Annotated in this window: 25 protein-coding genes and 1 riboswitch; of the genes, 12 read left to right on the top strand and 13 right to left on the bottom strand. The window is 39.4% G+C overall.

Annotated elements, in window-relative coordinates; all coding sequences use genetic code 11:
- Positions 1-40 precede the first annotated feature (40 nt).
- A complete protein-coding gene (locus tag BR30_RS33135) occupies positions 41-3,046 on the bottom strand; it encodes an endo-beta-N-acetylglucosaminidase (RefSeq protein WP_051633560.1) in 3,006 nt (1,001 codons plus the stop codon).
- Positions 3,047-3,152: 106 nt separating this feature from the next.
- The gene (locus BR30_RS0110815) at positions 3,153-5,822 is read right to left on the bottom strand and encodes an endo-beta-N-acetylglucosaminidase (protein WP_231507677.1); all 2,670 of its coding nucleotides are present in this window, start codon (positions 5,820-5,822) and stop codon (positions 3,153-3,155) included.
- 912 nt (positions 5,823-6,734) lie between these two features.
- Between BR30_RS0110815 and BR30_RS0110805 the strand changes: the two genes are divergently transcribed.
- The 5 genes from BR30_RS0110805 (at position 6,735) to BR30_RS0110785 (ending at position 11,208) form a co-directional block, all read left to right on the top strand.
- Entirely contained in the window at positions 6,735-7,364 is a 630-nt protein-coding gene (locus BR30_RS0110805) for a GntR family transcriptional regulator (protein ID WP_026565036.1), read from the top strand.
- Between the two features lie 25 nt (positions 7,365-7,389).
- On the top strand, positions 7,390-8,160 hold the full coding sequence (locus tag BR30_RS33130) for a creatininase family protein (RefSeq protein ID WP_051633559.1): 771 nt from the start codon (positions 7,390-7,392) through the stop codon (positions 8,158-8,160).
- Positions 8,161-8,384: 224 nt separating this feature from the next.
- Positions 8,385-9,032 carry an RraA family protein gene (locus tag BR30_RS0110795; RefSeq protein ID WP_026565035.1) on the top strand — a complete coding sequence of 216 codons (648 nt, stop codon included), beginning with the start codon at positions 8,385-8,387 and terminating at the stop codon, positions 9,030-9,032.
- Positions 9,033-9,049: 17 nt separating this feature from the next.
- A complete protein-coding gene (locus BR30_RS0110790; protein ID WP_026565034.1) occupies positions 9,050-10,375 on the top strand; it encodes an MFS transporter in 1,326 nt (441 codons plus the stop codon).
- A gap of 32 nt (positions 10,376-10,407) precedes the next feature.
- The gene (locus tag BR30_RS0110785; RefSeq protein ID WP_026565033.1) at positions 10,408-11,208 is read left to right on the top strand and encodes a carbon-nitrogen hydrolase family protein; all 801 of its coding nucleotides are present in this window, start codon (positions 10,408-10,410) and stop codon (positions 11,206-11,208) included.
- A 555-nt stretch (positions 11,209-11,763) separates the two neighbouring features.
- Here BR30_RS0110785 and BR30_RS38830 read toward each other — a convergent pair.
- Positions 11,764-11,877, bottom strand: coding sequence for a hypothetical protein (locus BR30_RS38830; protein ID WP_442852968.1), 114 nt, complete (start codon positions 11,875-11,877; stop codon positions 11,764-11,766).
- Positions 11,878-11,920: 43 nt separating this feature from the next.
- On the opposite strand from BR30_RS38830, the gene BR30_RS0110775 reads away from it, so the two are divergent.
- The 3 genes from BR30_RS0110775 to sda all read left to right on the top strand — a co-directional run bounded on the left by BR30_RS0110775 (position 11,921) and on the right by sda (position 12,801).
- The gene (locus BR30_RS0110775) at positions 11,921-12,256 is read left to right on the top strand and encodes a hypothetical protein (RefSeq protein ID WP_155928555.1); all 336 of its coding nucleotides are present in this window, start codon (positions 11,921-11,923) and stop codon (positions 12,254-12,256) included.
- A gap of 219 nt (positions 12,257-12,475) precedes the next feature.
- Positions 12,476-12,616 (top strand): hypothetical protein, encoded by a 141-nt coding sequence (locus BR30_RS36630; protein ID WP_155928553.1) that lies wholly within the window; start codon positions 12,476-12,478, stop codon positions 12,614-12,616.
- A gap of 17 nt (positions 12,617-12,633) precedes the next feature.
- Positions 12,634-12,801, top strand: a complete 168-nt coding sequence (gene sda, locus BR30_RS35825; protein ID WP_081825407.1) for a sporulation histidine kinase inhibitor Sda — start codon at positions 12,634-12,636, stop codon at positions 12,799-12,801.
- Between the two features lie 87 nt (positions 12,802-12,888).
- On the opposite strand, the gene BR30_RS0110760 is transcribed toward sda, so the two are convergent.
- Both BR30_RS0110760 and BR30_RS0110755 read right to left on the bottom strand, forming a co-directional pair.
- A complete protein-coding gene (locus BR30_RS0110760; RefSeq protein ID WP_035445378.1) occupies positions 12,889-13,452 on the bottom strand; it encodes a recombinase family protein in 564 nt (187 codons plus the stop codon).
- A complete protein-coding gene (locus BR30_RS0110755; protein WP_026565029.1) occupies positions 13,425-13,640 on the bottom strand; it encodes a hypothetical protein in 216 nt (71 codons plus the stop codon). The genes BR30_RS0110760 and BR30_RS0110755 overlap by 28 nt, the downstream gene beginning before the upstream one ends.
- A gap of 315 nt (positions 13,641-13,955) precedes the next feature.
- Between BR30_RS0110755 and BR30_RS0110750 the strand changes: the two genes are divergently transcribed.
- A complete protein-coding gene (locus BR30_RS0110750; protein ID WP_026565028.1) occupies positions 13,956-14,390 on the top strand; it encodes a CBS domain-containing protein in 435 nt (144 codons plus the stop codon).
- A 298-nt stretch (positions 14,391-14,688) separates the two neighbouring features.
- On the opposite strand, the gene BR30_RS0110745 is transcribed toward BR30_RS0110750, so the two are convergent.
- Positions 14,689-15,417 (bottom strand): MurR/RpiR family transcriptional regulator, encoded by a 729-nt coding sequence (locus BR30_RS0110745; protein WP_026565027.1) that lies wholly within the window; start codon positions 15,415-15,417, stop codon positions 14,689-14,691.
- A 241-nt stretch (positions 15,418-15,658) separates the two neighbouring features.
- On the opposite strand from BR30_RS0110745, the gene BR30_RS0110740 reads away from it, so the two are divergent.
- The 3 genes from BR30_RS0110740 (at position 15,659) to BR30_RS0110730 (ending at position 18,658) form a co-directional block, all read left to right on the top strand.
- Complete coding sequence (locus BR30_RS0110740; protein ID WP_026565026.1) at positions 15,659-16,987, top strand: 6-phospho-beta-glucosidase; 1,329 nt, start codon at positions 15,659-15,661, stop codon at positions 16,985-16,987.
- Positions 16,988-17,375: 388 nt separating this feature from the next.
- Positions 17,376-17,642 carry a hypothetical protein gene (locus tag BR30_RS33125; protein WP_197032318.1) on the top strand — a complete coding sequence of 89 codons (267 nt, stop codon included), beginning with the start codon at positions 17,376-17,378 and terminating at the stop codon, positions 17,640-17,642.
- 158 nt (positions 17,643-17,800) lie between these two features.
- Positions 17,801-18,658, top strand: coding sequence for a dimethylarginine dimethylaminohydrolase family protein (locus BR30_RS0110730; protein ID WP_026565025.1), 858 nt, complete (start codon positions 17,801-17,803; stop codon positions 18,656-18,658).
- A gap of 189 nt (positions 18,659-18,847) precedes the next feature.
- On the opposite strand, the gene BR30_RS33120 is transcribed toward BR30_RS0110730, so the two are convergent.
- The 7 genes from BR30_RS33120 to mmuP form a co-directional block, all read right to left on the bottom strand.
- On the bottom strand, positions 18,848-19,207 hold the full coding sequence (locus BR30_RS33120) for a MaoC/PaaZ C-terminal domain-containing protein (RefSeq protein WP_051633558.1): 360 nt from the start codon (positions 19,205-19,207) through the stop codon (positions 18,848-18,850).
- On the bottom strand, positions 19,204-19,599 hold the full coding sequence (locus BR30_RS0110720; RefSeq protein WP_026565024.1) for an FAS1-like dehydratase domain-containing protein: 396 nt from the start codon (positions 19,597-19,599) through the stop codon (positions 19,204-19,206). The genes BR30_RS33120 and BR30_RS0110720 overlap by 4 nt, the downstream gene beginning before the upstream one ends.
- Positions 19,596-20,690, bottom strand: a complete 1,095-nt coding sequence (locus BR30_RS0110715) for an acetyl-CoA C-acyltransferase (protein ID WP_026565023.1) — start codon at positions 20,688-20,690, stop codon at positions 19,596-19,598. Before BR30_RS0110715 ends, BR30_RS0110720 begins: the two co-directional genes overlap by 4 nt.
- Positions 20,686-22,152: an AMP-binding protein gene (locus tag BR30_RS0110710; RefSeq protein WP_026565022.1), complete on the bottom strand. Its 1,467-nt coding sequence runs from the start codon at positions 22,150-22,152 to the stop codon at positions 20,686-20,688. The genes BR30_RS0110715 and BR30_RS0110710 overlap by 5 nt, the downstream gene beginning before the upstream one ends.
- A gap of 47 nt (positions 22,153-22,199) precedes the next feature.
- Positions 22,200-22,778 (bottom strand): biotin transporter BioY, encoded by a 579-nt coding sequence (locus tag BR30_RS0110705; RefSeq protein ID WP_026565021.1) that lies wholly within the window; start codon positions 22,776-22,778, stop codon positions 22,200-22,202.
- A 313-nt stretch (positions 22,779-23,091) separates the two neighbouring features.
- The gene (gene mmuM / locus BR30_RS0110700) at positions 23,092-24,039 is read right to left on the bottom strand and encodes a homocysteine S-methyltransferase (RefSeq protein ID WP_026565020.1); all 948 of its coding nucleotides are present in this window, start codon (positions 24,037-24,039) and stop codon (positions 23,092-23,094) included.
- Positions 24,014-25,423 (bottom strand): S-methylmethionine permease, encoded by a 1,410-nt coding sequence (gene mmuP / locus BR30_RS0110695; protein WP_026565019.1) that lies wholly within the window; start codon positions 25,421-25,423, stop codon positions 24,014-24,016. The genes mmuM and mmuP overlap by 26 nt, the downstream gene beginning before the upstream one ends.
- Positions 25,424-25,506: 83 nt before the next feature.
- Positions 25,507-25,611, bottom strand: a riboswitch (SAM riboswitch).
- Between the last annotated feature and the right edge of the window lie 65 nt (positions 25,612-25,676).

The following is a 25,676-nucleotide window of genomic DNA, read 5'->3' as shown; positions in this document are numbered from 1 at the left end:
CTCATTGCTTTCCTGCAATGAAGGCTGCCCCCTTCTCTATTTAATTTCCATTATTAAAATCCTTTTTTAATTCCTCCATCCGATCCATTAATTGAACTAGACGGTCATAGTTTGTAACCTGGCTTCTTAAGGTTGGATGAAGCTTGTTGTAGGCCACTTTGCAGTCGTTGACACGATGCTTATCAGCTACCGTCAATTGATCCACATCAGGAAGAGCGTTGATTTGATGAATGACTTCGGTTACCTTTTCGTTCAAGTAAGCAGCACTATACCTTAGACTTTCTCTTTCATCCTCCTGCTGGACGGTATAATAGATTCTTCCAGCCTCCGAACCGAAATCCAGCTGTTCAAAGGCGATGGTTCCGTCTTGGTCTGCCGTCTTTTCTGCCAGAATATCCTTTGCATCCAAGGACTTATATAATCGAACGGTTTGACCTTTTTTCACTCTTTCAATCGTTACCTTATCCTGAGCTCCAGCGTTGTTTTCCGCCTTTACAAAGTGCATCATCACATTTTCTGTTCTCGTTAGTGCAGCACTTTCAAACATCTGCCAATCATAGATACGGATCGCACCCCAAGGGGAAGTACCGCTATTATAAATCTGCAGTTTGAATTCCCTTGCCGTAACCGGCTGATCTAGCACTATATCTGTCACAGCTTTCGTATTTTCAGTAATCCGTTTGGCACTGACCCATTCGCCGTTTTGATTTTTATAAAGCAGCTCAAAATCGACGGTGTTCATGTTATTGGCTTCTCCGCCATATTCCGCATGCTCTACACGCCAGCGGCGGATCGTTTTCTCTTCACCAATATCAATGGTCATATATCCGTTTTTCATATTGGTTGCGCACCACTTACTGTTTGCGAGGGCTGTTCCATCCAGTGCTTTAGAGGCAGGTTCTGCCGCATTTTCCGCGGAGACAGATGTTACCTTAGCTTTTAATGCCACATTCGGAGAAGTAGGGTTTTTCTCAATCTCGGTTGCATCCGTCCCCATGCCCCAATCAAAAGAAATTGTGGCGGCTTGACCGCGTACATAATCCTGATTGACCGGCACCACTTTCAGTTTCGTGATGTTATCGGCTGAGGCATTTTCAATTGTTCTCGTAATATTTGGTGTATAGAAATAGTTATTCGGTGTTACGCCCAAAAGGGTTTCCACGCCATCAGCATTCTCCTGGTAAACCTCATAATGCAAGACATTCTTCTGCTCGGACCAGCTTAGGCGAGCTTCCGCATCAAAGGCTGTTTTCGGCATCTTTTCCATAATTTCCACATCAGCAGGTTTCGTCAGCACGGCTGCTACGGCATCATAGACGGACAGTTCGCCTAAATGAATCGAGTAGTTTTCCATTTTTTCAGCGTTGTTGACTTTCAGACTTAGCGCATAGGCTGTTTTCCCAGCATCCTTTCCAAGATCAACAACCGCTGTCTGCCAGCCATCACCCGACTTAGGCAGCGGATAATATTTCATGTTGTTTTGTGCATAGTCTTCACTATAGGCCACACCCAATGACACATCCGCTCCCGATTGGTTTTGATAAACAACACGGACCTTAGTTGTGTCCGTAACCGGAAGTTTGGAGCTGTACAGCATCGTGTCATTGACAGAACCCGCTTCGAGCCCACCGCTGAATTTCAGCGAATTGCCTCCGTTAAAGGCTTTATCAAAATCATAGGCTACCTTGATTCTGCTGCCGTGACTGCGGATCCACCAGCGCCATGTCGGCATGATATCCTGGATGGAGCGGTTATTCCACTCAATGCCGCTGGCGATTTTTCCGTTCACAAAGTATTGTTTTCCATGGCCGCTGTTAAAGTTTGTTGTAAATGGCTTGGATTGGATTACAGATGAATCCGTGACAAAACGCGCCATCCCTTTCCAAGCAGCCGAATCATCGGCAAGGGTAGGATCGCCTTGTGGTCCTGTCCATAAATTCTTTTCTTTTTCATGGAAGTCAGCCGGATCAGCCGCTAACCCCATGGTCGAGTTTGGCGCGTAGAGGGCAATCGACACTTTTGGCTGTTTCTTTTCATCCAGCAGTGCATCTGTATTAATTTTGGTATTATAGGAATTCTGTTGAATTTCAAAACCGGCATAGGCATCAAACGGACTGCGGGTATGGCCTTTCATCGTCTCTACGGTGGTGTTAATCTTACTGGTTGTCCAGTTATAGTTTAAAAAGAACTCATCAACGGCATATTCTCCATCTTCTGCCGGTTTCACATACATATCATTTTTGCTGTTGATGGAATCCTGATAGTTGATGGCTCCCGTATTGTCCTGCGCATCATACCAGCTGACATTCAGGTTGGAATTCCGTTTAATATAGCGCATCATTTCATTCATGCGTTCAGCTGTATCCTTACTGACACCAGACGTTTCCTGATTGAAAAAATAGCCATCAAAACCATAGTACTCCGCCACTTCCATCATCTTGTCGGCAACGGGGAAACTGCCATCCTGTTTCTGCTGTGTGAACTTTTCGATTTCGGCGACTCCCTCAGCGGATGTGCCCCATGGGAAACCAAGCGTAGCATAAACAGGCACCCCATTCCGGTGGGCGGCATCGACGATATCCGGTGTAGGGATGGCAAAAATCCCTTCATTGGTTCCTGACCAGTAAATATAGGAATCTAGTAATTGCCAGTTGTCGAAAGCATAAACATTAAAATCATTGCCTCCGACAGAGCTGGCCTCATCATGATTCCAGTTCGTAATCGCAGCAGAGGTGATGCCAGCCTTTGGATTGGCCAGGGGATTCACCTGGGAACCTTTAAAGCGATTTTTGTTTAACGGAATGCTGGCACGGTCTATTTCGGCATCCGGGTCGTTTTCAGGCGACCAGTTCAGAAGGGTTTCCACCCTGAAGGCCGGAGCCAGCGGCTTTAGACTGAGCCTGTCCGCATAATTTTCATTGACGATGTCCGTCCCGTCCCCATTAACGGCGGCTTTTGCCCCGGGGACATCCAGTGAACCGAGTAACATGAAAGCAGCCGATACAGATAAAATGCGGCCGAACAACTTGCTTCTATTTCTCCTCATCTTGCTCCTCCTCTAATTAAAGCCTGCGGGACGGTTCTCATGGCTTTCTCCCAAGGTTCACCTGGAAAAAGCCTGCGGAACCGTCCCCATGGCCACATGGTCATGGTTATGGATTCAGAAATCCATGGACTTCAAATTCAAATATCCTTGCAGCCGTATCGCCGCCTTGGGTTGGTTTGTCAATCCATAAACGAACATAGCTTGCGTTTGTTAACGCGATGCTGTGTTCCGAAACAGCCGCTGTATTATCCGTAACCTTAACAGCCTCTGTCCAATTGACTCCATCCGTGCTTACTTCAATCCTAAATGCCTGGGTGTTAAAGGCTTGCGGTTCCCCGCCCGCTTGTGCATGGCGAATGACAAACTTGGAAAGGGCAAACTGGTCGCCCAGATCTACCTGCAGCCAATGAGGAGCATTCCCCAATGCACACCATTTACTGTTGTCTTTGCCATCGAACGCATATTTCGCTGCTTCAGTCGGAGCACATTGTCCACTGGCGATCGCGGTCTTATTCAATGCCACATTTTGAATGTCCTTGGCTGCTTCAGAAATGGTAATCATCGCTTCTTTTGTCAGAACACTTTCACCCTCGCTGTTTTTCGCAATCAGGGTAACCGTGTAGACGCCTTCTTTTTCATAGGTGACGACCGGATTTTCCTCATTACTCACTGCTGGGGTTCCACCTTCAAAGTGCCATTCCACCTCTTCTGTTACTTCTGATGAACGATTAAGAAAATGAATTTCCTGCCCCGGAGCCGCTACCGTTTGATCGGCACCGAAATCGGCTTCCGGCTTTGGATATGGCGGCCAATCGAAGGTAACCGATGTCGGTTCGCTGCGTTTGAACTCTTTGTTCACCGCAACAATTTCCAACGTGGTGCTGCTTTCTTTGCCACTTCTCTTCAGATTGGATAGGTAATACACCTTATTAGGGGTAGCACCAACAAACTCTTTTTCATTGTTCGGCAGCTTCCGGTAAATTTCATTGTGGCTCACATCGGAATCAGACGGCATCCAAGCAAGTGCAACGTCCGCATAGATTCCTTTATTAAACTCGATTTTATTTACCTTTGCATCGTTCGGAGCATGGATGGAATTGTGCTTTTCCTGTTTGTTATAAACCTTGATTTCTCCGATATTGGTCGTAAAATCTTTCTCATCCTTATCACTTTCAACCAAAAGTGAAATGGCTGCGATGTTTTTACCACTGTATTTTTTTAGTTTGAATGAATCAGTAGTCCACGGTTGATCCGTTAGTTTTTTCACATCAAAGAACACAAATTGGTCGGGTTTGTCAGTAAAGCTGACTCCAAGTTTCATGTTTGGCTTTTTCAAATCTGTTTTGTATGTCAGCGAGATTTCCGTATCCTTTTGGATTGGCAGATTGGTTTTATAAAGCTTGATATGTGTTGGGTTGTCTGCCTCGATTGTTCCTGAAAGCTTTAACGAGCTGCCGCCGAAATAGGCTGTATCCCAATCGAAATCGACGTCAACAGCCTGCCCGCCCTCTTTCAGCCAGCGCCAGGTCGGGAGGATATCCTGGAGACTGCGGTTATTCCAAGACTGATTGCTTACCGTCATTCCATCTGTAGCGAAAAACTTGCCGCTTCCTGTATTAAAGTGAGTTACAAAAGGAAGCTCCTCGATCGCGGTTTTAGCCGTAAAGTAGTGGGCCATCCCTTTCCATGCCCCGTTATTGCTGGTTGCGGCAGGGTTTTTGGACTTTCCAACCCAGAATTCATTTTCCTTCTGATAAAACTCCTCCATTGTCTCAGCCGTTTTAAAGGCCCAGTCCGGACGATAAATTCCTAAAGAAGTTAATGGTGCTTTACCCTCAGGGAATATCCCCTCCCAAGGAACGTTGGTGCTTGTCCCATTTGCTTCCACATCAATCCCAGTAAATAAATCATACGGGCTTCTGCCAATTTCCAGAGCCTTGTTTACAGAAGATTGCTGATTGCGCCACCAGAAGTTTAAAAACATACTGTCAGAAACACGTGTCTCCCCATCCTGCAGGAAGCTGCTGTTTTGATTGGTCAACGCATTTTGCCAGCTAACCCTCCCGTCCTTTGTCATCGAATCGTACCACATGATATGCATGCCTTCACTCTTATGCTGCTGAAGATAGACAAGGAAATCCTTCATTTTTTGAGCTGTCTTGGCATCTCCGCCTTCAGTTTCCTGGTTAATAAACCAGCCGTCAAATCCGTAATAGCGTGCCGCTTCAAGCAGCTTGTCCGCCGCTGGGAAGGAGCCGTCCTCCCGTTGGGTCAACATTTGGTTCAGCCACGCAACTTTCCCGCCATAGACGGTCGGTGGAAAGAAAACGTTTCCCAAAATTGGTACGCCATTTTTATGGGCAGCGTCAATGACGTCCGCACTTGGCGGAACGATAATCCCTTCACCGGAAGACCCTGCCCAATACACCATGATGTCGACGTATTGCCAATAACTGAAGGTATTCGCCAAAAATTCCTTCCCGCCTTGGGACGGTACGCCACTCGTTGTGGGGTTAAGTGCAGACAAAGCCACTACCTTAGCTTCTGACTGGGCATTGTCATTGACTTTGTATAACACTTCCCGTTTGCCCAATGGAACTTGGCTGCGGTTAAACACAGCATCCGGATCGTTCTCCGGCGTCCAATTCAATAATTGCTCGGGATACCAATAAGATGATTCTGGCTGTTTGGCATAGCTTGTGCTGGGTGATAACCCCATCACAAAGATGCCCAAAAAGAAAGCCAGCCACAAAAAGCCCTTTTTCACGTTTTTCACTGTTTCTCCTCGCTCTCTATCTATTTTTTTATATTGAAGCTTAAGTAAGCATGCTTCCCCTTTCCCTGAATGGGAATATAGAATGATAGCGCTGTCAAAATTACCTTCGATGATGTTTTTCCGTCAGTCATTCCCATTTGACTCATTTTTTCCCATCTTATTCCGAGCGGTTTTCTCCGTCAATGAATTATAAAATGTGATTTAGTTTTTACATTATCTCTAAGGTTTTTCCATTAAAAATCCCCATGATGTGAGTGACTGGCAATGACAAGCAACTGAATCTATGTTGACCGTAATCAGCCCAGATTGACGATCCCGGACACTATTTCGATATTTCATTTTACTGATACTTTGAAAGTAAAAAAACCGGATAGCCCCTTTAAGGCTATCCAGCAAATTGTATTAATCAATCTTAATAATTAGTAGAATCTCTTTTTATGCCTGGAATTTTAACGTTTGATTTTACATGGAAAGATTTTAAGTAGGAATCACGACATCATAATGATTTCAAAGAAACCAAGCACCTAAATGAAGTGTATTTTTTATGCCCAAAAAATGGTTGATCTATGACAAAATTCGCCCTGTTTCCCTTCTAATCAAACGTTTGATTAGTTTCCGTTCAGCCCTTGATATATCTGAGTTAGTCCCGCCTTTTCCATAAATAAATTGTTGCACTCATGACAGATCAAGGATTAGATTTTCACTGTTTTGTACTTTCATGGTAGTTAAGTACATTCTTTTCAAAAATTTAAATTGATGAGTATGCGATTACCTACTCCTATTATAAATAATGATTTTTAGATAAAAGCAAAAAAGATATTTACTTTTCAGAAAATTTTTGTTAGTTTAATATTACAGTTGAATTCAAGTTGAATTCAAGTTAAATTTAACTACTTTTTAGGAGGCCTCTAAATGAAAAAAAGAACAACATTGAATGAAATCGCATACCACAAAATTAAAGAAAAAATTATGAGGGGGGATTTTATAGAGGAAAACTATACCTCACAAAATCAATTAGTTGAAGAACTTGAAATGAGTCGAACTCCTATTGTTGCAGCACTTCAAAGGCTTCAACAAGAAGGGTTTGTGAAAGTGATCTCTAATCAAGGCATTGCTATACAAGAATTATCGATTAAAGAGATTAATGATTTTTATGATGCACGTATTGCAATTGAAACTTTTTCTATTAGGAATACAATTGACATGCTTAAAGAAAATGACTTTGCAGCCTTAGCTGAAATAGTTCATGAACAAAAAAAATGTTATGAAAATGATGATTTTTTTAGCTTTGTCCAACTTGATGCTGATTTTCATTACTATCTTTTGGAGGTTGAAGGAAATAGCCTATTTCTCCAAACCATGTCCATTATAACTGAAAGACTTTTTTATAACTCAACGTGCTTTCTAAAAAAGAAACAAAATATGATGAAGTTTATTCAGGAGCATATTGAGATCCTTGAAGCTTTAAAACAGAGGAATCATCATTTAGCTGTACATGAGTTGGAAGAACACATTCGAGGCGGAAAAATATCCCTAATTTAAATAAAGAAATGAAGGAGATTGAAAAATGAAAAAAACTAATGTTCTTAAAGAAATGAGCTGGAAGGCGTTTGTAGAGAGAAAAAAGGAAACCAATTTAGCCATTATCCCTACAGGTGCTTTTGAAGTATATGGACCGCATTTACCACTTGGAAGCGATACGTTAGTAGCAGTAAAAATTGCAGAGTTAGTAGCTGAGCGGGTCAATAGCATAATAGGTCCAACTTTGGAAGTTGGTGACTCATCAATGTTGGATGATTTTCCCGGAACGATTACGATTCGACCTGAAAGCTTTAAAGAGTATTTAGTAGATACAGTTGACAGTTTGAAAAAGTGGGGATTCAAAGACTTCTTATTTATTAATAATCATGTAGGAAATGTTCCAATCATCAATCAAATTGCTTTTGATCACCGTGACCATGATGAGTTTCGATTTGCACAAATCGATTATTGGAGATTTTTAAAAACGCTTGATAAGGGAATTGTTGAATCTGGAGCATTAGCTCATGGACATGCGAGTGAAGCAGGTACATCGGTCCTTCTATATTTATACCCAGAACTGGTTGACGTTGAAAAATCGGTAAACGAGCCACCAAAATTTGTTGATCAATTCCCTGAAATTATTCAGTATCCAAAATACAGCATTTACAGTGAGTCAGGGACAGTTGGAAACGCAAAATTAGGTACAAAAGAAAAAGGGGAACAATTGGTAAACCGTTCTGTAGACAAAATTGTTGAATTTTTACAAGAAACTTGGAATATTCCAGGAAAAAAACAAGAATTTCAACAAACTCTATGATTATTTTGTAAGCGATTTAAAATGCCTGAAGGCATTACAAAATAACCTTTACAATTTACTATTTTATGTTCTGATCTGGGATAACCTCAATGATACCAGTAATAGGAACTAAGGTTTTGATATTTTAAGAAAAAATTATTTTCCCTTTATTAATTTTGTAATGTCTTCCACTTTAAAACTGTAAGAGAAGAAAAAAAAACTAAATGAAAGTAGAGGAGAAGAACATGTTTAAAGTAAACCCCAGAGTACAAGGTGTTAGTTCAAAGCTCATTGATTTATATCAAAAGGTAGACCCTTCAACGATTGGACATATGACAGACTTTGGTTTTCTTAAAGGCCTACAACCACTTTTTCGTCCAATACGATTTGTAGGTAATGCTGTTACCGTTCGGATCCCACATATGGATTCTACTGCTGTACATAAGGCATTAGATTTAGTAGAACCTGGGGATGTAATTGTAATAGATATGTCTGGAGATGAACAACGATCTTGTTGGGGAGGAATGGTATCTTACGCTGCACATGCTAAACAAGTCGCTGGTGTGATTGTTTCAGGTTGCATCAATGACGTTCCAGAAATTTTAGAACTAGGACTACCTGTTTTTTCTCTAGGAGTAAGTCCTTTAACAACGAGAATTCTTGGTATAGAAGGAGAAATCAATACAACAGTGAGCGTAAGCGGCGTAAGTATTAATCCAGGTGATTTATTGGTTGCAAGCGATGACGGTGTCTTCGTTATTAATCCTAAAGATGCTGAACAGTATGCGATAACGGCTATCCAAAAACAAGAGGCTGAGATAGACATGAAACGACAAGTAGATGCAGGCATTAGCCTGGCTTCATTAAGCGGGGCAGAAAAATTCTTTAGATAATAATGGGGGTGGGCTGTTTGAAGAATACTTATGTTCGATGGCGAGTTATGTTTTTGATTATGTTTCCAATGCAATTGATGATGTCACTAGATCGAATTAATATAAGTGTTAGTGCACCATTCATTCAAAAGGATTTTGGTCTTAGCTTAACTCAAGTTTCACTTGTTTTATCGGCTTTTGCCTGGACCTATGCATTATGTCAAGTGCCTGCAGGTATATGGGTACAAAGGATAGGTTCTCATAAGGCAATTGCAATTGCCGGTATTCTTTGGTCCGTGTGTACGTTTGTTACTCCATTTGGATCTAGCTTAATTTTACTAATCATCTTTCGCTGTTTATTAGGTATTGCTCAGGCTGCGGATATACCAGGTGGAATAAATGCTATCAACACTTGGTTTCCTAGAAAAGAAAAAGCCAGAGCTAATTCTATCTTTTTAAGTTCTGCCTATTTAGGTTTGGCCATCGGCACAGTATTAACTGCCTGGATTGTTTCCCGATTTGGTTGGAAATGGAGTTTTTATAGCTATGGGATCATTGGTGTAGTCGTTGCCTTGTATTGGTATAAGAGTTTTCGAAATCATCCGAAAGATCACCCAGATGTAAATCAGGGAGAGTTAGAATTAATTACTGGGGAAACAAAAACTAAAGAAGAGAACAGTGAAGCAGTTTTCAAAACATCACGGAAAGAATGGAAAGCCCTTTTGGGTAAATCACAATTTTGGGCGATTGGGTTTCAATATTTTTGTTTAGTATTGGTTGAAAGCTTTTTTATCACGCTACTACCTTTATTTCTTCTCCAAGCGCGTGGATTGTCCATTGTACGTACAGGAATGGTGGCGGCATTACCATGGTTATCGTTAACGATTTCTGTAGTGGCTATGGGGGCTTTAGTCGATTTCGTTTATCGTAAAACAAAATCTCGGATGACCTCACGTGTTCCTTTTGGTATTGCAGGATTCATCATTAGTTCCAGTTGCCTATGGTTTGCCTCTCAAGCGACTTCTACTTTTAGCATGTCCATTCTATTAATGATTTCAATGGCTGGAATAGGCATGATACAAGTACCCAATTGGTCTGCCGTTCAGGATATTGGAGGAAAGCATAGCGCTTCATTATCAGGATGGGTAAACTTTTGCGGAAACGCAGCAACGGCAATCGGTACGATTTTAGTGGTGCAAACAGTCAATCTCACTGGAAGTTGGAATGTAGGTATTATGTTATTAACTATTATGGGTGGATTGGGTGCTGTCTCGTGGCTCTTCATAAAACCTAATAAGACTCTTTTAGAAGAGGAAAATGAAAGCGTTCTTAAAAACATTGAAACTAGCAATCAGGTAATATGATTTATTTAAAAATTTATTAGGAGGGTATTCTTATGAAAGTAGCTATTGCGCAATTATCTACTAGTCTAGATAAGATATCTAATTTGGAGAAAGCAAGAAAATACATTGCTAAAGCAAAAGGATTGGGAGCAGACTTTGTTGTATTACCTGAATTGTATATGGCACTGGCTATCCCAGGTTCTGGTGTATTACCCGTTGATGTAGCTGAATCATTGGATGGTCCGTTTGTTACCGGGCTAGCCGAGGCGGCTCGTGAAAATGAAATTTATGTAGTTTGTGGAATATTTGAGTCAAAAGCAGATGATGAGCAGCGTGCATATAATACAACAGTATTTATCGACCGTTCCGGACAAATTTTACAATCTTATCGAAAGACTCATTTATATGATGCTTTCAACTATAAAGAGTCTGATGCCATTGTACCTGGTGACAATCAATATAAAGTAGTTGAAACAGAATTTGGAAAAATAGGTTTAATGGTTTGTTATGAATTACGATTCCCGGAGATAGCAAGACAATTAGCACTTCAAGAAGCAGATATTCTGTTTATTCCTGCTGGATGGGTAGCGGGAGCTATGAAAGAAGATCATTGGGAAACTCTGCTCCGTGCCAGAGCCATTGAAAATACTGTGTTCGTTTGTGCTTCTAACCAAGCCGGCAATGTCTTTTCTGGACGCAGTATGATTATCGATCCTATGGGAGTAATAGCAACTAGTGGAGGTGAAGAAGAAACTTTGATTATTTCTGATATTGATCTTGATCGCGTACATCGTGTGAGAGAAAAGCTCCCTAGTGTAAGTCATCGTAAACCTGAATTTTATGCTACAACTTGATGTTCATAGAAAAGTGTTGGGGATTAATCTGGGCATTGACAGCTCTTTATGGTTTCTAATAATATCCATTTACTTTGTGGGTAGTGACAGCGACGCTGGTACTACCCCAAATAGGAGATGTAAAAATAATTTTAACTAAAAGGGGTCCCACCAACTAAAAGCTTTTAGTTGGTGGGAATTTTTTCAGGAGGGTTCCCGAGCTGGGTTTTACTGCCTGATCTAAGATCTTTTGTTACACTTCCTTGGGCACTGGGCACGGCTAAAGTAATAGCTGATGTTGTCGACCAAAATGGAAACTATATTCCTTATTCCCCACGGACAAAGTTAAAGGCAGTTTTACACCGTATAACGGAAACGGAGCTTAATATTAAAGGGTCCTTTGAATTTGAATTTTATGTCTTTAGACAGGACAAACGTGGATTGTTGCCTATATAGGATAGTACCAATAGTTATTCTGAAGTCGAACATATAAAAGTGGATGATATTTTACAAGAAATTTTAAATGGTCTGACAGAAATGGATTCAATTCCTGTGCGGCACCCGGACCATGGTGGTTCAATTGTCCAAGCCCCAGGTACTATTTTTAGGCGCAAAATAATGTTTAGATATTCGTTTATAAGAATTGATTGTAAAATTGCACAGGGGGTTCAGACCTTTAGAATGATGCAGGATTCCCTATAATATGCCGGGAAGAATCCCTTCTTCACACTTTATGTCACAGGATAAGGGCGTTACTTATCCGGAAAAACGGAATCTGCCAATGGTGGATTGCAATATGCGGATGATGTCATTTTTATGGCTTTCCACGGGCCGTCCCATTGTGACGCTCTCGGCCATACATGGTACGATGATCAATTTGTCAGGAAATACGGTATACGGAACGGGACAATTTGAAATCACCCACCGGACATTACAAGGAATCAAAATTGCGGACATGGCTTTTTACTATCGGACGGCGATCAAAGAGCTGCTATTCTCAAAAGGTTTAAAGGCTACCTTTATGAGCGCCTTTGGCCATTTCCAGCTCAAGCGGAGGACATTTACATAATACAGAGGAAGAAGTAACCAGATTTTTAAATGCGATAAAACAACTTTAATTGTTTTCGTGCGGCTGGCTCTGGAAAACCGGTCAGCCCATGGGATACAAGCCTGGAAATGATGCACATTCATTCTTTTGTATTTACAGAGATTTTACAAATAATCTGTTATTAATAAGCTACAATTGTGTTTATTTTATTCAGAATACCATAAAAAATGGAGGCTTGTTATGAGTACACCATCACTTAAACTTGCATTGTCTACAAAGAACTTGGTCATTTATGGAATTATCTTCATGGTTCCAATCGCGCCGTTTGCCTGGTACGGGAGTTTTTTGCAGCCCTCTCAAGGAATGTGCATGAGCACATGATTATTTCGAAGTAACGAATGATGTTTTGTAGTGTAAGGAGGAAGAAAAATATGATTCAAAGTATAAATACTCAATTATTAATTAATACTTATTTGAAAGCAAAAGCATTAAATCTAGATATCAATTTTATTAATTTGTTAGAAAGGGAAATAAGCAGAAGAGATTTACATTTTAATGTAGTATAAAAGAATATAAGAAAAGATGTGACTTTCTATTTTAAGAGCATGCTAATAAAAAGGAATTGAGTAGTCCAATGTGATCGTCTACTGACATTATTTTTCCCCCTTCGCTTTTACGTATATGGTTGAACGTGGCACGCCTGTTTGTTTAGAAATGTCATTTACACTTAATCCATTTTTCTCACGTTCTGCAAACAGCGTTAATGCCCTTTTGATTTCCTTTGAGTCCTGTCCTTTTCTTCCTAAGTGTTTCCTTTGGGCTTTCGCCCGTTCTTGCCCTTCTTTGGTCCGTTCATTGATGAGATTACGCTCGAATTCAGCAATAGCCCCCAGCATGGAAAACATGAGCTTTCCAGCTGGAGTTGAAAAGTCGATTTGTTCCTTGATGAATACAACACCGATGTTTATCTCTTGTAATTCATGAACAATATTATGTAAGTCTCTTGTTGATCTGGCCAAACGGTCAATCTTATAAACCACTAATTTGTCTCCTGCTCTTAAATATTCCATGGCTTTGTTCAGTTCGGGCCTGCCAGTGTTCTTACCACTTTTCTTTTCGTGAAAAATCTTAGTGCATCCATACTTTTCTAATTGTTCAACTTGTAAGGAATAATCCTGATCTAAGGTACTTACCCTTGCGTATCCACACTTTGGGATAATACTGCAACCAATTCAGGTTTAGCTGTAACTTGATAATATTCTTCTCTCGGCTCTTTAACTAGGTCGATTTCGTACTCTTCTTTGCTTTCATAAGGCTTCAATTCATAAAGTGCATCAAAAAGGTTAGGAAATACATGATCATATAGTACATCAAAAACAAACAAAAAATAGTCGAAGAACAGCATTTAAACCACTTTCGTCACGAACTGACACACTTTCGACCAAATTCCAAATAGGATATACGAATCAAACGTTTGATTGAAACAGTTGTAAACATTGCCATATAAGAATTTGCCTTGCAACTCTAGTATGAAGATTGTCGAGATACGCTACTTAATTTCGCAGGAAATAACTCACATTTCAACAAAATCGGATAGGTTACTTTCTAACTTACATAATGTAAAAAACACTGTACAGCATATATTTGTTTAAAAATACCATTAATAATATCGCCAATGTTCCCCATCCTATAGAGGAGAAATATAATTGGAGGTATTTTCATGGCACAATTAAGAGATATTATGACATCAGATATTGTTACAGTTAACGAAACACAGACCGTACAGGAAGCTGCAGCGTTAATGAGCGAATATAATATCGGAGCTATTCCAGTAGTAAATAACAGCAGACAAATGGTTGGAATTGTAACGGATCGTGATATCACCCTTCGTACGACAGCACAGGGAGAAAATGCACAAACACAAGTATCTCAAGTCATGACTGCACAGCAAATCGTACAAGGTACACCTGATATGGATGTTCATCAAGCAGCAGATTTGATGGCTGAGCAGCAAATTCGCCGATTGCCGGTAATTGAAAATGGACAAATAGTGGGAATGGTTGCTTTAGGAGATCTTGCAGTACAAAATCAATATGCAAATGAGGCAGAACAGGCATTACAAAGTATTTCAACTCCTTCCGCACCTCAACAATAGTAAGGGGTTACTTTTAATTAGCACAGACTCATACCTTGATGGCTGCCTATCCGGGATCATACCAGAGGCATTAAAACCATGCTGGACAACAGCATGGTTTTTGATATTTGATCAGACTAGAACATTTTTCAACCCATTCTATCAATGTTCGATAAATCGGAAGGGGCAAGATTAAGGTACTTCTTATAAACTACAAATGTCCCTCACAGTATCCGAAAATACGAATAAAAAGAGCGTTAAGAACAGTGCCTGTCACTCCCCGAATCATGTCGATGAATTCGGGTGGTGTCAGGCACTTCTATTCAATTGTATATTTGTTTACTTCACGTGCAATTGATTCCAATATATACATAACTGGGATTTGGGTTGTTATATTTGATTTTTTATACTTTTCCTCTGTTACATAGTAAGGGATATTTACATCTGAAAGTTTTGCAACCGTGCAATGTTGACTGTTTGTAATGCTGATAATCTTACTTCCTTCTTGTTTAAGTTGATTAATATGAGTAACAGTAAACTGATTTTCTCCTGATACAGACAAGGCAATCGTCGTACTGTTTTGTAAATATTTCACACTAATAGGAAAGAGAGGGTCTTTTATGTAAAGTGAAAATTTATCCAAGCTTGAGAAATACCTTGCTCCATACTCTGCTAATATTCCAGAACTCCCAATACCAATAAATATGACACTATCTGATTCTGCAATAATTTCCGCTGCATCCATGATATAAGAATCGAGATTTCCTTGTAACGTCCGTTCCAAAAATTCAGATAAGGACTCTTGTGAACTTCTCAAATGGGGCTTTTGGTCTTTATCTAAAAATAACTTCAACTTAACTTTGAACTCCGAAAATCCTTCACAATCCACTTTGCGGCAAAATCGTAGGATCGTTGAAGTCGAAACATGCGTCTCCTTTGCCAATTCCCTTATCCGCATATAAATCACTTTATCACTGTTTTTAATTACATAATTATATAAAGACATTTCCAGATCATTAAAGGCGCTGATCACTTCATTTGAAAACAAAGAAATATCCCCTCCAGTCGACATGATTCTATTTTTGACATTATCATACCACATGTTTTATGAAACATAGTGTTTTCACAAAGTAACAAATCACTTTTGATGACAACTGTTACAAAAATCTTCCATTCTATTTACCACCGGCATCATTTGGAGGTACACTTTCGATGAACAGGAAAACTTCATTGATTTAAACAAGACAACTTATCTGATCCAGTTTAAAAATATCCGGAGGTGCACCATCATGAAAAAAGGGATTAAAATTGTAACAATTGGCGGAGGTTCAAGTTATACGCCTGAACTTGTAGAGGGTTTTATTAAAAGATACGATGAACTGCCAATTAGGGAGTTATGGTTGGTTGATATTCCAGCAGGACAAGAAAAGTTAAATATTGTCGGTTCACTTGCCAAACGCATGGTTGAAAAAGCCGGTCTCCCAATTGAGGTATATTTAACTCTTGATCGGCGTGAAGCACTTAAAGACGCAGATTTTGTTACCACTCAATTCCGTGTTGGATTACTGGATGCTCGTGCAAAGGATGAGAGAATCCCATTAAAATATAATGTTATTGGTCAAGAAACAAACGGACCAGGTGGATTATTTAAAGGGTTGCGAACCATTCCGGTCATTTTGGAAATTTGTAAGGATATCGAAGAACTATGCCCTGATGCTTGGCTAGTAAACTTCACAAACCCTGCGGGCATGGTAACGGAAGCTGTACTCCGTTATAGTAATATTAAAAAGGTAGTGGGACTCTGTAATGTTCCTGTTGGCATAAAAATGCAAACAGCCGAGATGCTAGAAGTGGCTCCTGAAAGAGTCGACATTGACTTCGCTGGACTTAATCATATGGTATTTGGTTTAAATGTTTACCTGGATGGCGTAAGCGTAATTGGTGACGTGATTGAAAAAATGGCGGACCCAGAAAATTCAATAACCATGAAAAATATCAAGGCCATCGATTGGGAGCCTGATTTCCTTCGTGGGTTAAACGCGATTCCTTGCCCATATCACCGTTATTATTATAAAACTAGTGAGATGTTAGAAGAAGAGATCCGAGCAGCAAAAGAAGAAGGCACTCGAGCGGAAGTTGTAAAGCAAGTCGAAAACGAACTATTTGAACTTTATAAGGATCAAAATTTAGCGATTAAACCTCCTCAACTAGAAAAACGCGGTGGTGCTTATTATAGTGATGCCGCTTGCAACCTAATAAATTCTATCTATAACGATAGACGTGACATCCAGCCAGTAAACACAAGAAATAATGGCGCGATTGCAAATATCGCAGATGACTCTGCCGTTGAAGTAAACTGTATCATTACAAAAGAAGGCCCTAAACCAATTTCAGTAGGTGAACTTCCTGTTGCCGTACAAGGTCTTGTCCAGCAAATTAAATCATTTGAGCGTGTTGCTGCAGAAGCTGCCGTAACCGGAGATTATAATACGGCTCTACTGGCAATGACCATTAATCCACTTGTACCTTCTGATACAATTGCAAAACAAATTTTAGATGAGATGTTAGAAGCACATAAAGAATACTTACCACAATTTTTCACAGCAGTAGAGGCTTAAAGAATAGTGCCTGACACTCCCCGAGATGTCGATGAATTCGAGGGGGGTGTCAGGCACTTTTGGTTAAATATTCAAAAACCCGTCCCGCGATGGTTTTCATCTCACTTCCTTTTCTTGTCCTTAATTAAGTAACCTGCGAAAGTAAAATAAGCGGAGCTTTTCCGGTTAACAGCAGAATGGAGCTCGCTTCTGGTGTAAATAAGGGAAGTTTTTCCGACTATGCAATGCAAAATCCCCGATTTTCACGTTTTTCGAGTAAATAGGAGGAATTTCTCCGTCAGTCATTCTTTTTCTTATTAATATCAATATGTATTTTATTTTTCTAGTGATACGAAAAACCTCTCTGCGAAAGGCTAAAATCAGCCTTGCAAAGTTTTCTAGATATCTAATGAAGTGGCATATTAAGATTGCTCTTTACGGAACAACGGTCATTTTTGGGCATGCATTAATCAACCTATTTGAACTAGGGCCAGTTATTGGATTTAATCACCTGAAGCTATTAAGTGGTTACCTGGCTATTTTATCCCTTCTGTTCACCCTGTTTGCTGGTTATTTACGACACAAAAAAGCATCAGGCTTCCGTCGCAACTTCCATCTCATAACAGCAATTGCGTTTCTAGGTGTATTTCTTTTACATATGTTTGTTTTTATTTAAAAACAGTGCCTGCCACCACCCGAATAATGTCAATGAATTCGACAAAATGCGGGTGGTGACAGGCACTTTTGTTAGAGATTTTCCTACTGTTCGTTTGTAAATAATAACGAACGTTTAGGAAAACCTAGATTAAAAAGAGAATACAGGAGGGCGAAAAAATGACAGAAAGCCCAATAACAAACAACAAGACTTTTTGCATGAGTGAATACGATGTATTAAGACGAGTAATCCTTTGTCAGCCTCAATATATGACAATCCGCGAAGTAATTAATGAAACGCAAGAGCATTTTAAAAATGAAGGTATCCATATTGAACGTGCGCTCGAACAGCACGGTGAATTTGTCAAAACACTAAAGAAATATGGTATCGAAGTTAGTTTATTGCCTTACCATAAAAAATATCCTGAACAAGTATTTACTCGGGATATTGGTTTTACGCTAGGGCAAACAATCTTTGTTGCCAAGATGGCAACGGATGTTCGCGCAGGGGAGGAAAACGTTTTAAAACAATGGCTGGAGGATGAAGAAATCTCTTATTATAATTTATACGAGGAACGAATTGAAGGCGGAGATGTTGTGATTGATCGAGAAACAATTTACGTGGGGCTCAGCAATCGGACGGACCAAAAAGCAGCTGAACATTTACAGAGTCTATTAACTCAATTCAATGTCATTACCATCCCATTTAAAGATAAATACCTGCATTTAGATTGTATATTTAATGTCGTTTCACCTGAAGTGGCCCTTATTTACCCAAATGCCTTAACGAAAAAAAACATCGAGTTTTTTGCTTCACGCTATGAATTAATTGAAGTTTCGCAAGAAGAACAATTTCAATTGGGCACAAATGTATTAAGTATAGGCAACAAACGGGTATTTAGTCTGCCGGTCAATGGGAAGGTAAACAAACAGCTTCGTAACCGGGGATTTGAAGTTATTGAGGTGGATATCACAGAAATCATTAAATCTGGCGGTTCCTTCCGTTGTTGCACCCTTCCTATTTTACGAGAAACGTAAAATAAATATAAAAATGACCATATAAACAACCCCCATACCCCTAAAGAGCGAGGTTGTTTATATAGTCATTAGATACATAATTTAGCTATATAAAAACTGCCTCTATTTATGGTAAGGTTCACCGTAACAACTTAAGTGGCGGTTTTTAATAATATTTCCTCTTGTAATGACATAAATGTCCGGTATTGATCATCTAGGATTTCCTCTATCTACTATCAAACATCCTTTTACGACTATTTTTTCTCTACATTTTCCTTCTACTCTTATGTTATGCTCCGCTTGTTTGATAGTCAGAGTTACTAGATCCCCCACATAAACAGGGGCGATAAAGGTAAATTCATACTGACTCAAAAACTCATGAGGTGTGAGAATTTCATTTGAAAGCACACTTAACACTCTTGCCACAGTTAACATCCCATGGGCAATTTTATTCATGAATCCTTGTTGTTTCGCCGCTTCTTTATCTAAATGAATGGGATTGCTATCACCTGAAATAACCGCATATTGTTCAACGTCCTTTTCCGTAATTTGATAGGTAATCGCATTCATGACAAACCACCCAAGGTCAAATCAGATATTCCTTCAAAGCAGAGTTTTCCATCCCTATTAAATAAAAATAGAGTTTGTTTCATAAAAGTAAGGTTGTGACGTTGGTATTGATCTGTAACTTCTACTACCGCTTTGTAGATCTCTTCAATATACATTCTTTGATGCTGTATACATTTCTGTTTTCGATGAATAATAGGATATTTAAGTTCCCAAGGGGTTTCAAGCCATTTATAAGCGATCATAGGCATTGTTGGAGGAAGAGGAATCGTTTCGAAACCGTAGTCTTTTGCCCTCTCCGAACTCTGATAGATAGGATTTCGATCACCTATCAATTGAACAAATTGTTTCACATCATCTTTATTAAAAATAATCTCATGTTCCTTCGTTTTCATGTTACCACCTCGAATAGGACCGCTACTCCAATTCCTCCACCACTTCCAATGGCAGCCAATACATATTTGATACCCTTTCGTCTTTGTACTTCATAGAAAAGCCTCGTGATTATGATACTTCCTGAAGCTCCATAAGGATGTCCTATCGTTAAAGCTCCACCGCAAACGTTCAACTTGTCATAAGCAATGGAAAGTTCTTTTATACAGGCGACAATCTTGGAAGAGAAAGCTTCGTTTATTTCAATTAGGTTTATGTCCGCAATGGTTAATTCGTTTCTTTTTAATAAATCTTGAATCGCTGGAATAGGGGCAGCCCCTGGATAATTAGGATGTACACCTGTGACTTCACTATCCAAAAATCGTAATATGGGTTGGAATCCATTATTTAATGCCATGTTTTCTTCCATGACAAGTACAGCCGATGCCCCGTCATGTATCCCACAACTGTTGGCTGCGGAAACGGTACCGATCTTTTTAAATATAGGCTTCGCCCTATTTAAAAGTACTTCCATCTTTCTTTTCCTAAAAAGTTCTTCATCTTGGTGAAAATCACCAATTTGAATGATCTCTTGATTAAAATATCCTTTATCATAAGCTTCCCAGCTACGTTTATAACTTAATAGAGCATATTCATCCTGCATTTCCTTTGAAATGGAGTATTTTTCTGCCACATATTCTGCTGCAACGCCCATATCTGGGTCGCCAATTTTTTCAGGAGAAAATCTCGCTCTAGATGAAAACGGAGAGGTACTCGTGCTTTCTACACCACCAGCAATGTAACAACGGCCAGCACCGCCTTGGACAAAGTAACATGCCATCCGAATTGCTTCTAACCCTGCACTACATTGACGGTCAATGGTGATTCCCGTTAATGAAAGAGGAAGTCCTGCTTCTAACGCAGCAACTCGAGCTACGTTTCCACCTGGTCCAACTACATTTCCCAAAATGATGTCATCTATCCTATCTTCCAATCCTTTCGCTAAATGTTGGAGGAGAGGAGCCGCAAGCTTATGTGGCTGAATGTCTCGTAACATTCCACCCATTTTTCCAATTGGTGTTCGTTTCGCTTTGACAATTACTGCCCTTTTAATCACTGCTCACCTTACTTTCCATTTGTTTTATAAGCTCAGCACGAGCTATCTTACCACTCGTTGTATATGGCATTTCAGATAGAAAAAACCATTTACGAGGAATTTTAAAGGAAGATAAATGCATCTTACAAACTTTTTTTAAATCTGATGGGCTAGCCTTTCCTTTTACTACTGCAGCCACAATTTCACCCCAGTATGAATCTGATAGGCCTATTACAGCAACTTCCTCGACATCTTGATGCAAGGCAATTACTTTTTCAATTTCTTCAGGAAAAATATTAATTCCCCCATATAAAATCATATTTTGTTCACGGCCGATAATATATAAAAAGCCATCCTCGTCAAAATAGCCCATATCATGGACCGTGGCCCACCCCTCTTCATCATGAATTGAATGAATGGTACTTCCCTCATAATCAAAGTACCCATTTATCACAAATTTGCTTCTTACATATATTTTTCCGGTCTCATTTAGCTTTGCTAATTTCTGATCTGGACGCCGTATTTGTACCTCAACTCCATAACAAGGCTTTCCGACAGATGTTGCTTTCTGAATACCTTCTCTATCAGAAAGTACCGTAATGAAGCTCAATTCACTAGCTCCATAAAACTCGTACATGGTCCTATTAGGAAACATATGACGGATTTCTAGTTTTGATCTTTCAGACCATTTTGCACCAGATGAAAGAATTTTTATAGTCTTATCGATTTGGATTCCTTCTTTCAGGAATGCTTCTACCATAGTCGGAACAACATAAATGGTTGTAATGGGTAAGGACTGTATCCATGTAAGTGCTCCAATAGAAGAAAACTTTTCTAAAAGAAAAACGGTACCACCTAAATACAAGGTGCTAATAGCTCCATACAGAAAATGAGAATGAATTAAGGCACCAGGAATAAGAACTTGATCGGATTCATCTAATCCGAAATCAAAACGATTGCAATCAAAACTTGCCACCCATGAATCTTGAGAGCGAACAAAAGCTTTTGGGTTACCGGTCGTACCAGAAGTAAATCCAATGTAAAAAGGCAGATTTTCTTCCGTTTTTCTTACAGTTGCAGGATCAAATTGAGAGATTTCCTGTAAACAATCATCCAAAATCGTTACATTAGGAATGATTTGCTTGATTTGAGAGTAGATTTCTCTAGTTGTAACAATGATAGAAGGGTGGGAAAGGATGACTCTTTTTTCCAATTCGGAAATATTCCATTTCAAATCATATGGAACAGCAATCCAACCAGCCATAGATGCTCCCGCAAAGAGTTGAAGGAAAGGGATACCGTTTGGCAAAAGGATTCCTATTGTTTTATTTTCTGAATAAAGAGAGTGAAGCCAATTCGCAGTTTGATTAATCAATTTATACCAATATTGATAACTAATTTGCTGATGATTTGTATGGATCGCTATTTGGTTGGAGGATAATTTTGCGAAAGTCTTATATGAATCTGTAATATTTCCCATGATATATCACCTTTAAAAAAAAGACACATCAAGGTGTCTCTTAAGATTTAGATATTTTTAGTTAAGTTATTGGAATAACTTGTTGCTAATGAGCGTGAAAAAAAAGGGTGCTTTCTTAGTCTGTAAACTAAAATAGAGGCTAAAATAGCTTTTAACACATCCCCTGGTATATAAACTAAACTTAATTTTGCAGCTTCTAAAACAGGAATGTCCATCATAAATGCTTGAGCAGGAATTCCAATTAAATAGATTAATAGAATTCCAACTGTCAAATTAATCATTAATACATATTTTAATTTTAAATTTTGAAAACGTGATAGTAAATACCCAATACAAAAAGCCGTAATAGGCCATGAAATTAAATAACCAACACTTGGTCCGACAAAAACACTTGGTCCACCACGTCCCCCAGATAGAAGAGGAATTCCAGCAGCGACAAGTAATAAAAAGATGATTTGGCTCATCGCCCCTAATCTTGCTCCCAATACTCCTCCTGTAAGAAGCACACCTAAAGTTTGTAATGTAATAGGAACAGGAGTAAAAGAAAGCATAATAGGCGGAACTACGCCTAGAGCGCCCATGACGGCAGCAAACACTGCAACGAAGGTCATTTCTTTAAGTTTCATTTTTAATTCTCCTAAATGATGAATTTGTAATATTTACAACCATCATAATAATGAATCTCATATTAAATGTCAACTAGATTTTTAATATGGTTAACAATTGAATTTCATTATTCAAAGTATCAGTATTATCAAGACCTTTCGAATGTATAGCTTCCTTTAAGCAAGAATATAAAAAAGGCTCGGAAACATTCCAAGCCATATGTCGATTAGATGATTATTCTCATACTCTTATCACAAATTTCACCATAAATAATGTTAATATATAAAAAACCATCACTATTCATGGTACGGTTCTCCGTAACGATCTAATTAATTAAGAAGTTCGCCACTTTTTTGAAATCTCTTCAATATGATGAGGTGCTGTTCTGCAGCATCCTCCTATTAGTCGTGCCCCTGCAAGGTACCATTCTTCAGATTTAAAGTCGAGCCCATTACATAATTCTTGACCATGCCATGTTTTAGTTTCTGGATTATAGGTTTCACCAGAGTTCGGATAAACAATAATCGGTTTTTTGGTGTTTGTTCGCAACTCGTTGATAGCTTCCGTCACGATTGTCACTGGTGCACAATTGAGACCAATGGCAACAATTTGTTCGTTGTCACCAAACACTCTCGCACACTCTGCCAGCGGCGTACTGTCACTTATCGCTTTCTCATTTTTCAAAGAAAAGGATAGCCAGGCATATGTATCTGGAAATTCCTTCAACAATGAAGCTAATACCTTCGCTTCCTGCAGGGAAGGAATCGTTTCAAATGCTAATAGATCAGCACCTGCTTCAATCAACGCTGACATTCTTGTGCGATGAAAGTCTATTAATGTTTCATCTGTAACACCGTAGTTCCCCACATACTCTGAACCATCGGCTAGGTAAGCCCCATAAGGGCCAACGGATGCGGCAACCAATGGCTTAGGTCTATTGGTTTGTGAATTTTCCTGCCAAAAATCATCTCTTGCTTTTCTCGCAAGTAGCACCGTTTTCTTAATTAGTTCTAAAGCTTCTTTCTCCTGGATACCACGCTTGGAAAAACCGTCAATGGTTGCTTGATAGCTTGACGTTATGGCACAGTCCGCTCCAGCACGAAAATAGTCTGTATGAACCTGATAAATCAATTCTGGATTTTCTAGTAATACACGTGCAGACCAGAGGGGATCGTCCAAATTACACCCATGCGACTCAAGCTCTGTGGCTAACGCTCCGTCCAGTAGCATAATGGAATGTTCGGATAAAATAGCATTAATAGGGTTGATTTTGTTGGACATAGTCTGCTCCTCTTTTCTTTAAACTCTGGGTTACATAATAACTTGCATAGCAAAACAAGATAAATGGAATGCCACAATATAAGGCAATTCGTTGGGTAGGGTCAAATGCGATTCCAATACAAGAAGCAAGACAAAGGATAAAGGAAGCGATTGGTACCAAAGGATAGAATGGTGTACGATAAACCAAGTCCTTTACGGAATTTCCTTCTTTAATATATTGTCTGCGAAAGAAAAACTGTGAAGCACTAATACTCATCCAAACTACCACCACAGCTAGGCCCGAAATGGATACAAGTACGATATACACTGTATCTGGTGCAATAATACTTGAGAACAAAGCTAAACCACCGCCAAACATGCTAAAAATGACTGCATTTATTGGAACACCTTGTTTTGTTAATTTTGCAAACATGGGTGATATCGTATTCTTATCTGCTAGTGACCAAAGCATTCTTGAAGAGGCATAAAGACCTGAGTTTGCAGCAGATAGAATGGCTGTTAATATGACAAAGTTCATAATATCCGCTGCATATGGTACGCCAATTTGTTCAAGAACGGCAACAAAGGGGCTCTCTAATACTCCTGCATCTGAAGTAGGCAATAATGCAGATAATACAACAATTGTTCCTACAAAAAAGATAATCAGTCTCCACAATGTAGTACGAATGGCCTTTGGTATCGTTTTTTCCGGATTTGCTGTTTCCCCCGCTGCAATTCCTATTAATTCCGTTCCTGAAAATGCAAAGTTAACCGCAAGCATTGTCATGACAATCGCAAAAGCACCATTAGGAAATAAACCTGCACTTGTAAAATTAGAGAAGAACGGTGCCGATTGGGAATGAGTCATCGGAAGAAAACCTACCATTGCCGCTGCTCCTACAACAATAAACAGAACAATCGCTATTACCTTTATAGATGCAAACCAGAATTCAGATTCAGCGAAAAACTTAACCGTCAGTATATTTAAGACAAAAACCAAAATAGCAAACAGCAAACTCCAAACCCAGACATTAATGGATGGAAACCATCGCTGCATTAATAATCCTGCAGCCGTAAATTCAGAACCTAAAGCAACAGTCCAAGTTAGCCAGTACAACCAAGCAACTGTATACCCAGTCCCTGGACCAATATATTTAGTCGCATAACTGTGAAAGGCACCAGTTTCAGGCATATGTACGGAAAGCTCTCCTAAACATAGCATGACGAGATAAACCACTAGTGCACCAATCAGATAGGACAGAATAGTCCCAAACGGGCCAGCTTGTTGAATCGTGTAACCCGAACTTAAGAATAATCCTGTTCCAATCACTCCCCCGAGCGATAGCATAACTAAATGCCGTGTCTGCATTTTTCTTTGAAATTTTTGCTTGCTTTTCTTCTCCATCATAGTCCCCTTTTTCCTACATCCAGAAAAAACAAAAAACGCACTCAGATAAATGAGTGCGTTACTGACAAATAATAACGTAGCTCTTATCTATCTAGGCTTCACACCCGATGGAATTAGCACAGTGTCTTATTAGACCTGCTGCTGAGGTTTCATTGGGCCAGTCCCTCCACCTCTCTGGATAAGAAATATTTTTTTAAACTTTATCAATCTATTAAATAATTGTCAATATATTTCTGAGTTTTTTAAAATT

It is taken from the genome of Bacillus sp. UNC41MFS5, from assembly GCF_000686805.1.
This window is presented reverse-complemented; position numbering and strand designations above follow the sequence as displayed.